At 63.7% G+C, this 14,034-nt stretch carries 8 protein-coding genes and 1 pseudogene; 6 read left to right on the top strand and 3 right to left on the bottom strand.

Annotated features, from left to right (window positions below; all coding sequences use genetic code 11):
• Nucleotides 1-144 precede the first annotated feature (144 nt).
• The 3 genes from VF497_RS01795 to VF497_RS01785 form a co-directional block, all read right to left on the bottom strand.
• Nucleotides 145-528 (bottom strand): hypothetical protein, encoded by a 384-nt coding sequence (locus VF497_RS01795; protein WP_330885667.1) that lies wholly within the window; start codon nucleotides 526-528, stop codon nucleotides 145-147.
• A gap of 248 nt (nucleotides 529-776) precedes the next feature.
• Nucleotides 777-3,917 carry an efflux RND transporter permease subunit gene (locus VF497_RS01790; protein WP_330885666.1) on the bottom strand — a complete coding sequence of 1,047 codons (3,141 nt, stop codon included), beginning with the start codon at nucleotides 3,915-3,917 and terminating at the stop codon, nucleotides 777-779.
• Nucleotides 3,918-3,927: 10 nt separating this feature from the next.
• Nucleotides 3,928-5,040, bottom strand: a complete 1,113-nt coding sequence (locus tag VF497_RS01785; protein WP_330885664.1) for an efflux RND transporter periplasmic adaptor subunit — start codon at nucleotides 5,038-5,040, stop codon at nucleotides 3,928-3,930.
• A 275-nt stretch (nucleotides 5,041-5,315) separates the two neighbouring features.
• Here VF497_RS01785 and VF497_RS18490 point away from each other — a divergent pair.
• From VF497_RS18490 to dnaE, 6 genes and pseudogenes are all read left to right on the top strand, one after another.
• Nucleotides 5,316-5,504: pseudogene (locus VF497_RS18490) on the top strand (hypothetical protein); the annotation flags it as partial.
• 582 nt (nucleotides 5,505-6,086) lie between these two features.
• Nucleotides 6,087-8,189: a histidine kinase gene (locus VF497_RS01775; protein ID WP_330885660.1), complete on the top strand. Its 2,103-nt coding sequence runs from the start codon at nucleotides 6,087-6,089 to the stop codon at nucleotides 8,187-8,189.
• A gap of 66 nt (nucleotides 8,190-8,255) precedes the next feature.
• Complete coding sequence (locus VF497_RS01770) at nucleotides 8,256-8,945, top strand: response regulator transcription factor (RefSeq protein WP_330885658.1); 690 nt, start codon at nucleotides 8,256-8,258, stop codon at nucleotides 8,943-8,945.
• A gap of 191 nt (nucleotides 8,946-9,136) precedes the next feature.
• Nucleotides 9,137-9,931: a hypothetical protein gene (locus VF497_RS01765; RefSeq protein ID WP_330885656.1), complete on the top strand. Its 795-nt coding sequence runs from the start codon at nucleotides 9,137-9,139 to the stop codon at nucleotides 9,929-9,931.
• A 94-nt stretch (nucleotides 9,932-10,025) separates the two neighbouring features.
• The gene (locus VF497_RS01760; RefSeq protein ID WP_330885654.1) at nucleotides 10,026-10,952 is read left to right on the top strand and encodes a hypothetical protein; all 927 of its coding nucleotides are present in this window, start codon (nucleotides 10,026-10,028) and stop codon (nucleotides 10,950-10,952) included.
• A 152-nt stretch (nucleotides 10,953-11,104) separates the two neighbouring features.
• A partial coding sequence (gene dnaE / locus VF497_RS01755; protein ID WP_330885652.1) for a DNA polymerase III subunit alpha occupies nucleotides 11,105-14,034 on the top strand: 2,930 nt, incomplete at its 3' end.

Here is a 14,034-nt window from a genome sequence, read left to right as displayed (position 1 = left end):
CCTGAGATTGCTAAGCCAAGCTCAATGCGACCAGATTGCACGGCAACTCAACAACAGGCCGCGCAAGCGGCACAACTTCAAGACGCCGAGGGATGTGCTCGCTCGGTCCCGCTAGGTGTTGCACTTAGAAGTTGAATCTAGGGCTCATTTGCGCGAGGGCCAATGCGCCGCTACTGCGGCCATGCTGAGAGCGGGAATAAGAAACAGCAGAACAAACAGCGTGGCAACCAATAGGACCAACGATTGCGTAAGACTTACATTTGCAACGCGATACAAGAAAATGAGCGTACAAGCCAAGACAATGAGGTTTGCCGCGATTGAAATGGCAGCCAACGCTTTGCTACGACTGCGTGGCAAGAAGAACAAGATGGTGAGCACTGGAGCGATTGCACACACCAACTTGGCGAAAATATGAAGATGTGATGTTGGCAATAGAACGCCTATCGCAAACAGAATGCAAGTGAGGATAACAACGGCGTTGAGTACGATGACGATTGGGCGCGACAACAAAAATGAAGTGGAGGCCATTGAGCGCTAACTACATATAGACCCGCATCCGGGGCGTTGCGCGGAATGTTCAGCTGGCTTCGACAGCACGTCAAGCAAAATTTCTACGCATGGCAGGCAGTTACCCAATGTCCGTCGTGACGATCTGCGCCCAAGCCGCTGCGCAATCATTGCGAAACGAGGGCGTAATGGTTTATTGGGTCGGAAACGGGTGCATAACGGCTATGCTTGCGACGCTGGCGCAAGCCTGGTTCACAGCGACAAATCGGTTATGTCGTCGTATCACGTGCGGCTGCGTGCATCGCACCCGAACCGACCTCGCCGCCGCTGCGCCGATTGCGCAGCCAATTCTGCAACTTGTCGAAATAGATGTAGATGACCGGCGTCAGGTACAGCGTCAACACCTGCGAGGTGAGCAGGCCGCCGACGACGGCAAGGCCGAGCGGGCGGCGCGAGTCGCCGCCGGCACCGAATCCGATCGCGATCGGCAAGGTGCCGAACAGCGCGGCGAACGTCGTCATCATGATCGGACGGAAGCGCACGAGGCAGGCGTCGAATATCGCCTTCTCGGGCGGCACGCCCGTGCGTTCCACCTCGAGCGCGAAGTCGATCATCATGATCGCGTTCTTCTTGACGATGCCGATCAGCATGATCAGGCCGACCATGGCGTAGAGATTGAGGTCGATGCGGAACAGCATCAGGGTGAGCAGCGCGCCGAAGGCGGCGGTCGGCAAGCCGGAAAGAATCGTCAGCGGGTGGATGAAACTCTCGTAGAGGATGCCGAGCACGAGATAGATCACGAATACGGCAAGCGCGAGCAGCAGGCCCATGCCCGCGATCGACGACTGGAATGCCTGCGCCGTGCCCTGGAACGAGCCGATGATCGTGTCCGGCAGCTTGAGTTGTGCGACGACGCCATTGATGCGCTCGACCGCCTGGCTCAACGACACGCCCGGCGCGAGGTTGAACGAGACCGTCACCGCCGGCACCTGGCCGAGATGACTGATCGTCGCTGGACCGACCGACTTGTCGAACTTCGCCACGGCCGACAGCGGCACGAGATTGCCGTTGCTGCTGTGGATGTAGAGTTGGCCGAGAATGTTCGGATCGCCCTGCTTCGTCGGATCGACCTGCATCTGCACCCAGTACTGATCGATCGAGGTGTAGATCGTCGATACCTGTGCCGGTCCGAAGGCCGTGTACAGCGCATTCTCGATCTGCGCCGCGGTGACGCCGGTGGCCGAAGCAGCATCGCGGTCGATACGTACATTGACCTGCGGTGTGGCGATGAGCAGGTCGCTGGTCACGTCCTGGAAGCCGGGTTGCTTCGCGATCGCATCGACCAGCTTGGGCACGGAATCGAACAGTTGCTTCGTATCGGTGTCCTGCAATGTGTATTGGTACTGCGTCTTGGTCAGCACGCCGCCGATGCGGATGATCGGGATGTTCTGCAGATAGACCTTGAAGCCCGGAATGCCCTGCAGCTTGGGTCGCAGTTGCTGGATCACTTCCTCGGGCGAGCCGCGCTCGCTGCGCGGCTTGAGCGTGACGATCATGCGGCCGAGGTTGAGCGTCGCGCTCGATCCGGAAACGCCGATGAAGGACAGCACGCCTTGCACGCTCTTGTCCTGATGCACAACGTCCGCGGCCAGCTGCTGCTTGCGCGCCATCTCGTCGAAGCCGACGTCCTGATCCGCTTCGGTGAACACGAACAGCTGGCCGGTATCGTCGTTCGGCAGGAAGCCTTTCGGCACCGAGACGAACAGCCATGCGGTCGCAACGAGGATGCCGGCGAACGCGAGCATCACGAGGCGACGATGCGCGAGGCAGGCTTGCAGCGTGCGCCGGTAGATATCCTGCATGCCATCGAAGCCGCGTTCGAACGCCTGATAAAGCGGGCCGTGCCGATTTTCGACGGAATCGGCGCCATGGTGTGGCTTGAGCATGCGGCTGCACAACATCGGCGTCAGGCTCAGCGAGACGAAGCCGGAGACGAGAACGGCGGCAACGATCGTCACCGCGAACTCGTGCAACAGACGGCCGATGATGCCGCCCATGAACAGGATCGGGATGAATACCGCGGCGAGCGAGATCGTCATCGATACGATGGTGAAGCCGATTTCCTTCGCGCCCTCGAACGTCGCCTGCAGCGGCGGCTTGCCCATCTCCATGTGGCGCGAGATGTTCTCGAGCATGACGATGGCGTCGTCAACGACGAAACCTACGCAGAGCGTCAATGCCATCAGCGAGAGATTGTCGAGGCTGTAGCCGAACGGATACATGATCGCGAACGTGCCGACGATCGACATCGGCAGCGCGAGCGAGGGAATGATCGTCGCCGACAGGTTGCGCAGGAACAGGAAGATGACGAGCACGACCAGGGCGAGCGCGAGCATGAGCGTGAACTGCACGTCCTCGACCGAGGCGCGGATGCTTTCGGTGCGGTCGTAGAACACCTTCAATTCGAGGCCCGCTGGCAATTGCGAGGTGAAGCTCGGCAACACGGCGCGCAGGCGTTCGACCACGGCGATCGTGTTCACGCCCGGCTGCTTCTGGATCGCGAGCACGACGCCGCGCGGCCCGTTGAACCACGCGGCGTTCTTGTCGTTCTGCACGCCGTCGTAGACACGGCCGATGTCGCCGAGGCGCACCGGCGCGCCGTTCCTGTAGCTGACGATCAGGTCGGCAAAGGGTTTTGCCGCGGCGAACTGGCCGTCGACCATGACGCTGTAGGTGCGGTCGCTGCCGTACAGCGTGCCGGTCGGCAGGTTGACGTTGCCGCTGCCGACTGCGGCCGCGACCTGATCGATGCCGAGCCCGCGCGTCGCCATCGCGCCGGGATCGAGATCGATGCGCACCGCGTATTTCTGCGAACCGTAGACATTGACGAGGGCCACGCCTTCGACCATTGACAGGCGCTGCGCGAGCAGCGACTCGGCGTACTCGTCCACCTTCGACAGCGGCAAGGTCTTCGAGGACATGCCGATGTAGAACACCGGCGAGTCGGCCGGATTGACCTTGCGGAACGTCGGCGGTGTGGTCATGTTCGGCGGCAATTGCTTGCCTGCCGCGGAGATCGCCGATTGCACGTCGAGCGCGGCCGCGTCGATGTTGCGGTCGAGGGTGAACTGCAGCGTGATCTGGGTCTGGCCGATGCCGCTGACAGAAGTCATCGAGTCGAGCGAGGGAATCGAGGAGAACTGCTTTTCCAGCACGGTCGCCACGGCCGAGCCCATCGTCTCGGGCGACGCACCGGGCAGGTAGGCCTGCACCTGGATCGTCGGGAAGTCGACGTTCGGCAGGTCCGAGACCGGCAGCAGGCGATACGCCGCGATGCCGAACACGAGGATGCCGATCATGACCAGCGTGGTCATCACCGGGCGGCGGACGAAGATTTCGGAGACGCTCATGCGCGCGCGCTCATTTCGTCGCAGCGGCTTCGCCCGCAGGCTTCGCCTCGGCGATCTGTATCGGCGTGCCGTCGATGAGGCGCGACTGGCCATCGACGACGATCGTCTCGCCGGCATCGACGCCTTTCGCGATCACCGACTCGCCGGCGACGCTGCGCGCGACCGTTACTGCGCGCTGCTCGGCCTTCTTGTCGGCCTTGACGACGAAGACGTAGTTGCCGTTCGGCCCCGCTTTCACTGCCGCGTCAGGCACGACGACCGCGTCGGCGTCGCTGCCGAGGGTCAACGTGATGTTGACGAATTGCCCCGGCCACAGGTTTTCCTCGGCGTTGGCGAATTGCGCGCGCAGCTTGATCGTGTTCGTCGCCGGATCGACCGCGTTGTCGACGAAGGCGAGGTCGCCATCTTGCGGCGTCGTGACGCCGTCACCGCGCGCTTGCACGCGCAACGCGCCCTTCGCCTGCGCCGCGCGCACGCGCTCGACGTAGGCGCCCGGCACGGCAAAGCTGACGAAGATCGGCGCGACCTGATTGATCGTCAGCAACGCATTCGTGTCGTTGGCCTTCACCAGGTTGCCGGGCTGCACGAGGATGCGCCCTGCGCGTCCGGCGAATGGCGCGCGGATGTCGGTATAACCCAGCGTCAGCTGGGTCGCGGCAACGTTGGCCTGATCGACCTTCACCGCCGCGGCAGCGGCCTCGTACGCGGTGCGGTACTGCTGCATCTGGTCGGCGGAAATGAACCCCTTCTTCGCGACCGGATCGTAACGATCGACCTGGGCCTTGGCGAGTTCGCGCGCGGCAACGTCCTTCGCCAGTGCCGCATTCGCCTGCGCGAGCGAGGCCTGCGCCGGCCGCGGATCGATCTTGAACAGCAATTGCCCTGCCTTGACCTCGTCGCCGTCCTTGACGTGGCTCTCGAGCAACTGCCCGTCGACGAGCGATTTCACCGCGACCGAATTGATCGCTTCGACCGTGCCGACCGCGGCGAGCAGATCGGGCACCGTCTTGCCGGCAGCGACAGCAACACTGACCGGCACCGCCACGGGCGCGGATGCGGGCGGCGCCTTGGAGCAGGCAGCGAGCATCGTGATCAAGACTGCGGTACAAACGCTGGACTTCACGAACCGATCGAAAATGAGCATGGGCGAAATCATGGAAAGCATCCGTGGATTATCGCTTATGACAGCGTCGCTGCCGGTGTATCCGAAGTAATGATTTGTGAAATTCCGGAAGGACGAGCCGGATAATCGGCTGATATTGGCCAGCGCATCACCGCAAACCGCATCGAACGCGGGTGTGTACAGGCGTTCGCTGTAGCGGCGAAGAACCGTTAGACCGTCTCATGAATTCGGCTTAAGCTTGCGGCGATCGACCGATCCGACAAGGAAGGTCTCTCATGCAGCCAGCATTTTCACCTGTTCTCGTCGCCAGATTTCGGCGATCGCTCGTGGCGTTCTTCGTCGGTGTTTGCTGGCCGGCATTCATGCTCTGCTCCATGCCGGCGCAAGCGCAGGACAGTTATTCCCGCCGCTACGACGAGGCAGCCGGGTTCAATTTCAACGGAGTCTGGACGCTTGTCCAGGACGACAAGGGTTTCCTGTGGCTCGGAACGGGCAGTGGTCTGGTCCGCTTCGACGGGCGAAACTTCATCCGCTGGAGCGCGGATCGGATTGATGAAGGAGTCCCGCAGCTCGCCCAAGGCCCGAACGACGAATTGCTGATCGGCGGTTTCAGTGGGCAGGCTTGGAGGCGGACATCCGCCGGAAGCGAGCCGTTGCACGGTCCCGACGGAAAACCGATTGCGAACCTGAAGTCTTTCGTTTTCGATGCGCAAGGCAACCTCTGGGCCATTCTTGCCGACGAATTGTGGCTGCGGGACGGCGCTCGGCAATGGCAACGGGTCGAACTGGATTTCGCCAAATCGCAGAAGCTCGACAACGTGTACGCAGCCGGCAAATCGGTGGTCGTTCTTACCAATGCGGCAGCCTGGCGACTGCACATCGATCGCCCCGTAGAGCTTGTTGCCCAAGGCGACTTTCGCAGGTTTGCCGGCGACGACGATTCCGCCTGGCTTGCGAATTCCAGCATGGAAGTGATGCGTATCAGGGCTGGCGAACGCCCTGCGGTCATCAAGTTGCGAAAAGACGAGTACGAATTCCCGGTCGACATGAAGCTGCGCGGTTCCACGTTGTGGATCGCGACGATCCACGGCGTGCTCGCAGTCGAAGCCGACGGGCGCATCCGTCGCAAGGCCGTAAGCGAAGGCGTTGGAAAATACCGGTCATTGCTGATCGATCGCGAGGGCAGCCTATGGCTCGGCACGTTCGCCGGCCTGCTGCAGTTCCCCGAACCGGATACCTGGAATTGGCTGCACGCCCGCGTTGTCGGAATCTGGCAAACCGCGGACACGATCTGGGTGCAGGCGCCGGACTGGTCCATTTACCGCGTAGAGAAAACCACCGGCGAGCTCGTGCAGGATGCGTTGAAAGGCGTCCTCTGTGTCACGCCCAACCAGCAGGTGTCGGCTGTCTTCGCGGACAAGATCTATTCCTGGCGCGGCTCCTCGTTTCGAAGTGGGGAGTTCAAGGCGATCGCCGACATGCCGGTCCCCGTCGACATGAGCCATCATCTTTATTGCGAGGCCGACCACAATGGTACGCTTTGGGTGGGAACCAACGAAGGTTTGTTCCGCCTCGCACCCGGCCGGGACAAGGCCATACGGATCAATTTTCCCGGCTTGTCCCCCGACGACATACACCCCTTCTGGTTCGATGCGGGGGACGATCGACCCTGGACTCTTCTGGGCGATCGGGTCTGCCGTCTGCAGGCGGACAACGACGGCAATACGACGGTCAGTGAATGCGTGGTATCCGGTACCGCACTCGGCTATGCATACTCGGCACTGCGTATCGACGCCCAACGCCTCTGGATCAGCGACTTCAGCGTATACGAACTCGGCGCCGACACCGGCCTGCGCCGTTTGCCCGGCAACCGCGACTTCGCCGACGCGAAGGTCAGCCACCTGGCCCCGGCGGCCGATGGTCACGCATGGCTGAGCGGAGGTACGGCGACTCGCGTGCGTCCTTGCGACGACTGCGCGGACGGCTGGCAAATCGTCGAACGTCTCTCATCGTGGCACGGGCTCACCGGCAACACGAACCAGGTCGTCGAAACCGCCGACGGTGACGTGTGGATCGGCGGGTTGACCGGGATCTGGCGCGTGCCGAAAAGGGTGCGCGATACTCCGCTGAGCGTGCCTCGAGTCATCGCGGTGCATGCCCAGGTCGACGCTGACGTTCGCGATCTCACGGCGCCGATCGAGGTTGCGCCGTCCGACCATCGTCTCGAACTCGAATTCGCCACACTCACCTACCGCGACCGTTCCCTGCTGCGCTTTCGTTCGCGCTTCGGCGACAACGGCAAATGGTCCACGCCGGTCCAAGACTCACACCTGCAATTCGCCGCGCTTGAACCGGGCAACTATCACGTCGAGGCCGAAGCCAGCCTCGACGGCGAGCATTGGTCGGAACAGCCTGCCACGATCGATTTCAAGGTGCTGCCGCCCTGGTATCGGACCTGGTGGGCCTACGTCTTGTACCTGCTCGCCGTGCTCGGCCTGATCGCGCTGTTCGTGCGCCAGCGCGTGGCCGCCGCACTGCGCGTCGAACGTGAGCGCACGCGCATCGCAATGGACCTGCACGACGAAATCGGCTCCGGCCTCGGCAGCATCGGCATGCTCGCCGGCGCGGCAAAACGCTCCAGCGCGAGCGAACAACTACGCCTTGTCGGCGAAATCGGCGACCTTGCCAGTCTGCTGTCGAGCGGCCTGCGTTCGGTGGTCTGGTCGCTGCGCAGCGGCAAGGCCGGCATCGTCGAACTCGGCGAGCAGATCGCCGACCAGGCGCGTCGCCTGTTCACCCACGGTGCGCCGAACCTGGAACTGCACCTGCCCGATCGCGGCACCGTTGTGCCCGTGCCTTCCGACGTGCATCGCAATACGCTCATGATCGCGTTCGAAGCGCTGCACAACATCGCACGGCACGCGCATGCCGGCAGCGTCCGCGTAAGTCTCGGAGCAGGTGCCGATGCCGGCTTTGTGCTCGTGATCGAAGACGATGGCGCGGGATTCCGACCGGATGAACAATTTGCCGGCGCCGGCCTGGAAAGCATGCGCCGCCGTGCAGACGCGATCGGCGCGCATTACGCCGTCGCAAGCAATGCCGGACGTGGCACGCGCATCACCCTAGCCTATCCTGCTCGCAGTCCTTGATCCCCTGCACACGAGACACATGATCATGCGCTTGCCAACTCGCATGCCGCGCCGCATGGTACGCGCATGATCGCCGGCACCGACATCCTGCGTCTCGCCACCGTCGAAGACGATCCGCGTTTCCGCTACGGCTTCGCCACGCTGCTGCGCAGTCTGCCGGGTTTCGATCTCCTCGCCAGTTATTCGTCCGCGCAGCCTATCCTCGACGCCGCGCAGGCGGCGCGCCAGCTCGGCGCACCCGTGCCGTGGGATCTCGTGCTCACCGACATCGGCCTGCCCGGCATCGACGGCATCGAACTGACGCGCCGCCTCAAGGCGTTGTTCCCGCAGTTGCGCATCGTCGTGCTCTCGGTGTTCGAGGATCCGGGCAACGTGCTGGCCGCGATTTGCGCCGGCGCCGACGGTTACCTGCTCAAGGGCACGACCAGCGAGGATATGGTCGCCAAACTCGACATGTTGCGCCGGGAGAGCTCCCCGCTCAGCATCGCCGTCGCGAGCACCGTGCTCAATCTCGTGCGCGAGAGCCAGAAACGTTCGTTCGCCGGCATCGACCTGCCGCCTGATCTCGGCCTCTCCGACCGCCAGCTCGAAATCCTGCGCGGACTCGTCGACGGTCTTTCCTACCGCGACATCGGCACGCGCCACGGCATCACCACCGACGGTGTGCGCAGCCACGTCCGCCGCATCTACGCCAAGCTGCAGGTGCACAACGTCGCCGAGGCCGTCGGCTACGCCCTGCGTCACGGCATGGTCTGACCTGCGGACAATTCTTTCGGCTCTCGCCGCGATCACGACGAGACTCCCTGCCCAAGACACAGTCAAAAAATTTTTGTCGGAAGCGCATGATCATGCGCCGTCGGCGGGGGGATGCGCACGATCATGCGCTCGCCAGCAGCGAAAATCGCGAATAGTGTACGCAGCGCCATCGCTGACTGGAGTCCACGTCCATGCAAGGCGCTTCGAGTACGAGGAGATTCATTGGCCTCGCGTCATTCCTCGCCGGCTCGGCTCTCGCTCTCTCGGCGATGCAGGCATGCGCATCAGGCGTCACGGTTGGAGCGGGCTCCAGCGTCGACTTCGGCAATGCCAGTATCAATCTCGGCTGCGCCGATCTGAACGTCGCTGGCGGCGCCAACGCGAATGCCGCCGGTGTGAGCGGCATCGCCAATCTCGCCGTCGCCGCGGGCGGAACGTTTGCCGCTGGATCGAGCCGCATCGCGCTCGGCGGCGACTTCGCCGACACCGGCACGTTCGCGCCCGGCACGGGACAAATGCTGATCGGCGATGCCTGCGGCAACGGCGTCAGTCACGTCACGGGCGGCAGCGCGTTCTACGACCTGCTCGTCAGCTCGTCTGTCGGCAAGCAACTCGTCTTTCCCGCCGGCATCGCGCAAAGCATCGCGCACGCGTTCGCGCTGCAGGGCGCGGCCGGCAACCTGCTGCAGGTGCTCAGTTCCACGCCGGGCTCGAAGGCGCGCCTCACCGTCGCTGCAGGCGCCGCGCAGACGATCGCCTACGTCAACGCGCGCGACAACGATGCCAGTGCTGGCGCCACGATCGCGCCCGGCGCGCCGTCCGCCTACCACTCCGTCGATGCCGGCAACCTCGTCAACTGGTTCGGCGCTGCAATCGGCGGGAATGGCGGCGGCGCCGTTCCCGCGCCCGCACTCGGACACTGGGCCGCGCTACTGCTCGCTGCATTGCTCGCCACCTTCGCGTGGCGACGATCGCGCCTTTTGTAGACGCGCCATTCACCTGCCCTCGTTCGCTGCTGCGAGAACGAGAAAACACGAATCCCTGCGAAGCAAAAAACAGAACCGTACCGAGGAAACCACCATGTCGCCCCAAGCCACTTCGTTGCGCCTCGCGATCAGCACCGCACTGTTGATCGGCACTTTCGTCGCGCATGCAGCCGACGTCACCGTGCAACCTGCCGCCGCCAGCGGCTTTGTCGTCAAGGACGCCAGCGGCGCCAACGAGCGGCTGCGCGTGCAGGAATCCGGCGCGATCACGCTGCCCGGTGTGGCCGCCGCCGCTACGCAATCCATCGGCTTGTGCATGAGCGGCGCAGGCCTGCTCGGGCCGTGCTCGGGGACAGGCAGCAGTCCCGCCTACACGGCCGCCACCGGACTCACGCTCACCGGCACCACCTTCGCCGTCGCGCCGACATATCGGTTGCCGCAAAGTTGCACAGCCAATCAGATCGCGCAATGGAACGGCAGCGACTGGACCTGCGGCGCTGCTGCCGTCGGGCCGCCGGGACCATCCGGTCCTGCTGGTCCTGCTGGTCCTGCTGGTCCTGCCGGTCCCATTGGCCCTCCGGGCCCCGCCGGCATCTCGACCGCAGCTTTCGGCGGAGACGACAACGGTTCGGCAAGCGTGAATGGATTCATCAAGCAGGTGTCGTCGATCAATCTGGGGGCTGGCAACTGGGTCGTCTTTGCAACCATCGAGGCTATTTGGAGCATGCAGAACAGCGACGAGAGCGCCGCGTTCTATTGTGAATTGCGCAATCCGACCGGTGGCTATATGGGCGGCAGCCCCTGGATCAGCATCCGAACGCCGTCTTCCGGGGACCCAAGCGTCCCGTCCTTTGGATTCACTCCAGGGCCTCAGATCAGCGTCCGCGGTGGCGCGATCGTTCCATCCGGGCAAACAGGCACGGTAACCCTCTGGTGCATGAGTCAGTGGCATGGAACTCCTGTGTTCATGGGCGTGGCGCGCCCCAGCCTGACCGGGTTGCAGATCGGCGTGTTCCAGTAAGCAAGTCGATCCGCAAGCACCTGACTGGAGCCGGTGGCAGTCAGGCCGCGACGATGGCTGTCTTCATGATCGGCCAACTTCGCTGGTGAGCCTTCGAATCGAACGCGAGGCGTGACCTGCTAAAATCGGGGCTCATCCGCGCCGCGCTGTCCATGACGCCTTCCTTCGTTCACCTGCACGTCCACAGCGACTATTCGCTGGTCGACTCGACGATCCGCCTGCCGGACAAGCCCGAATACGGCGATCCGGCCAAGGCGGGCAGCCGGGCGAACCTGATCAGCCGTGCGGTGGAATCGAAGCAACCTGCGCTCGCACTCACCGACCAGTGCAACCTGTTCGCGTTGGTCAAGTTCTATCGCGCGGCCGAAGCGAACGGGATCAAACCGATCGCCGGCGCGGACGTGTATCTGCCGAATCCGAACGATGCGCATCGGCCGTTTCGCCTCACCCTGCTCTGCCTCGACCGCGCGGGTTATCTGAATCTGGCCAAGCTCGTGTCGCGCTGCTACCTCGAAGGCCGCCAGGGCGACTTCGTGCTCGCCCGGCCCGAATGGTTCGCCGATTGCAGCGCCGGCCTGATCGCGCTCGCGGGACGGCAAAGCGATGTCGGCCACCTGCTGCTTGCCGACAAGCACGACGCCGCGCGCAGCGCGACGCGCGAATGGCTGCGCTGGTTCGACGACCGCTGGTATTTCGAGCTGACCCGCACCGGCCACGCCGACGAGCCGCATTTCGTCGAAGGCGCGTTGAAACTCGCCGCCGAACTCGAGCTGCCCTGCGTGGCGAGCAACGACGTGCGCTTTCTCACGAAGGACGATTTCGAGTCGCACGAGGCGCGGGTCTGCATCCGTCAGGGCCGCCTGCTCAGCGATCCGAAGCGGCCGCGCGACTACACCGCCGAGCAGTATCTGAAAACGGCCGAGGAAATGGCCGAGCTGTTCGCCGACCTGCCCGAGGCGCTCGAGAACAGCGTCGAGATCGCCAAGCGCTGCAACCTCGAACTTTCGTTCGGCAAGTATTACCTGCCCGACTTCCCCGTGCCCGCGGGCGAGACGATCGAGACGTTCATTCGCAAGCAGGCGCACGACGGCCTGGAAATGCGCCTTGCCAAGCACGGTGTCGCCGAAGGCTTCACGCGCGAGGACTACATCAAGCGCCTCGACCGCGAACTCGACACGATCGTGAAGATGGGCTTCCCCGGCTACTTCCTCATCGTCGCCGATTTCATCAACTGGGCGAAGTCGCACGACATTCCGGTCGGGCCGGGGCGCGGCTCGGGCGCGGGCTCGGCGGTCGCGTGGAGCCTTGGCATCACCGATCTCGATCCGCTGCGCTACGGCCTGCTGTTCGAACGCTTCTTGAACCCCGAACGCATCTCCATGCCCGACTTCGACGTCGACTTCTGCATGGACGGGCGCGACAGCGTGATCGACTATGTCGCGCGCAAGTACGGACGCGACAAAGTCAGCCAGATCATCACCTACGGCACGATGGCGGCGAAGGCCGTGCTGCGCGACGCGGGCCGCGTGCTCGGCATGGGCTATGGCCAGGTCGACAAGATCGCCAAGCTCATCCCGATGATCCCGACCGATCCGATCACGCTCGAGGACGCGCTCGGCCGCAGCAAAAAGTCGCGCGAGCGGCCCGACCGCATCGTCGCCGACTTCCGCGACCTCTACGAAACCGACGACGACGCGCGCGAGCTGATCGATCTCGCGCTGAGCCTCGAAGACTTGACGCGCAACGCCGGCAAGCACGCCGGCGGCGTTGTCATCGCGCCGAGCGCGTTGACCGACTTCGCCCCGCTCTACTCCGAAGGCGGCGGCGAGGGCGTCGTCACCCAGTTCGACAAGGACGACGTCGAGGCGGTCGGTCTGGTCAAGTTCGACTTCCTCGGCCTACGCACGCTGACGATCATCGATTGGGCGGTGAAGGCCATCAATGTTCGGCGCAAGGCCAAGGGCGAGCCGCTGCTCGACATGGCCAAGCTGCCGCTCGACGACACGCTGGTCTACGCGCTGTTCAAGCGCGCGCAGACGGTCGCGGTGTTCCAGTTCGAATCGCGCGGCATGCAGGGCATGCTCAAGGAGGCCAAGCCCGATCGCTTCGAAGATCTGATGGCGCTGACCTCGCTGTTCCGTCCCGGCCCGATGGAGCAGATTCCGAGCTTCTGCAAGCGCAAGCACGGCGAGGAGCCGATCGACTATCCCGATGCACGCGTGGAACCTGTCCTCGCCGAGACCTACGGCATCATGGTCTACCAGGAACAGGTCATGCAGATGGCGCAGATCGTCGGCGGCTACTCGCTCGGCGGCGCCGACATCCTGCGTCGCGCGATGGGCAAGAAGAATCCGGCCGAGATGGCCAAGCAGCGCGAGATCTTCCGCGACGGCGCGGCGAAGAACAGCGTCGCTGGCGACAAGGCCGACGCGATCTTCGACCTGATGGAGAAGTTCGCCGGCTACGGCTTCAACAAGTCGCACGCCGCGGCCTACGCGCTGGTCTCGTACCAGACCGCGTGGCTGAAGGTGCACTACCCGGCCGAGTTCATGGCCGCGGTGTTGTCTAGCGACATGGACAACACCGACAAGGTCGTCAACTTTCTCGACGAGGCGCGCGCGATGGGCGTCAGGGTGGCGCCGCCCGACGTCAATGCCTCCGTCTACATGTTTCATGCCGAGGACGACGGCAGCGTCAGATATGGATTGGGCGCGATCAAGGGTGCAGGCCGCGCAGCCTGCGAAAGCATCGCGAGCGAGCGCGAACGCCATGGCGCGTACAAGGATCTCGCCGACTTCTGCCGCCGCGTCGATCCGACCAAGCTCAACAAGCGCGTGCTCGAAGCACTCGTGTTGTCGGGCGCGCTCGATGCGCTCGCGCCGAACCGCGCCTCGCTGATGGTGCAGATTCCCGAGGCGATGAAGGCTGCCGAGCAGCAGGCGCAGAATCTCGAACGCGGACAGGACGACATCTTCGGTTCGAGCACCGCGGCGCCGATCGAAGTGAAGCTGCCCGTCGTCGATGACTGGCCGCTGCAGCAGAAGCTGATCGGCGAACGCGAAACGCTGGGTCACTATCTGTC

Origin of the sequence: Rudaea sp. (assembly GCF_036383415.1) — a bacterium.
Classification (GTDB): Bacteria; Pseudomonadota; Gammaproteobacteria; order Xanthomonadales; family Rhodanobacteraceae; genus Rudaea.
Note: the sequence above shows the minus strand (reverse complement) of the source record. Positions and strands in the feature narration are given on the sequence as shown.

Bases quoted from the DNA above. Each gene is read 5' to 3' on its own strand.
- VF497_RS01770 (WP_330885658.1), top strand. From the start codon at position 8,256: ATGATCGCCGGCACCGACATCCTGCGTCTCGCCACCGTCGAAGACGAT.
- VF497_RS01790 (WP_330885666.1), bottom strand. From the start codon at position 3,917: ATGAGCGTCTCCGAAATCTTCGTCCGCCGCCCGGTGATGACCACGCTG.
- VF497_RS01795 (WP_330885667.1), bottom strand. From the start codon at position 528: ATGGCCTCCACTTCATTTTTGTTGTCGCGCCCAATCGTCATCGTACTC.
- VF497_RS01760 (WP_330885654.1), top strand. From the start codon at position 10,026: ATGTCGCCCCAAGCCACTTCGTTGCGCCTCGCGATCAGCACCGCACTG.
- VF497_RS01775 (WP_330885660.1), top strand. From the start codon at position 6,087: ATGAAGCTGCGCGGTTCCACGTTGTGGATCGCGACGATCCACGGCGTG.
- VF497_RS01765 (WP_330885656.1), top strand. From the start codon at position 9,137: ATGCAAGGCGCTTCGAGTACGAGGAGATTCATTGGCCTCGCGTCATTC.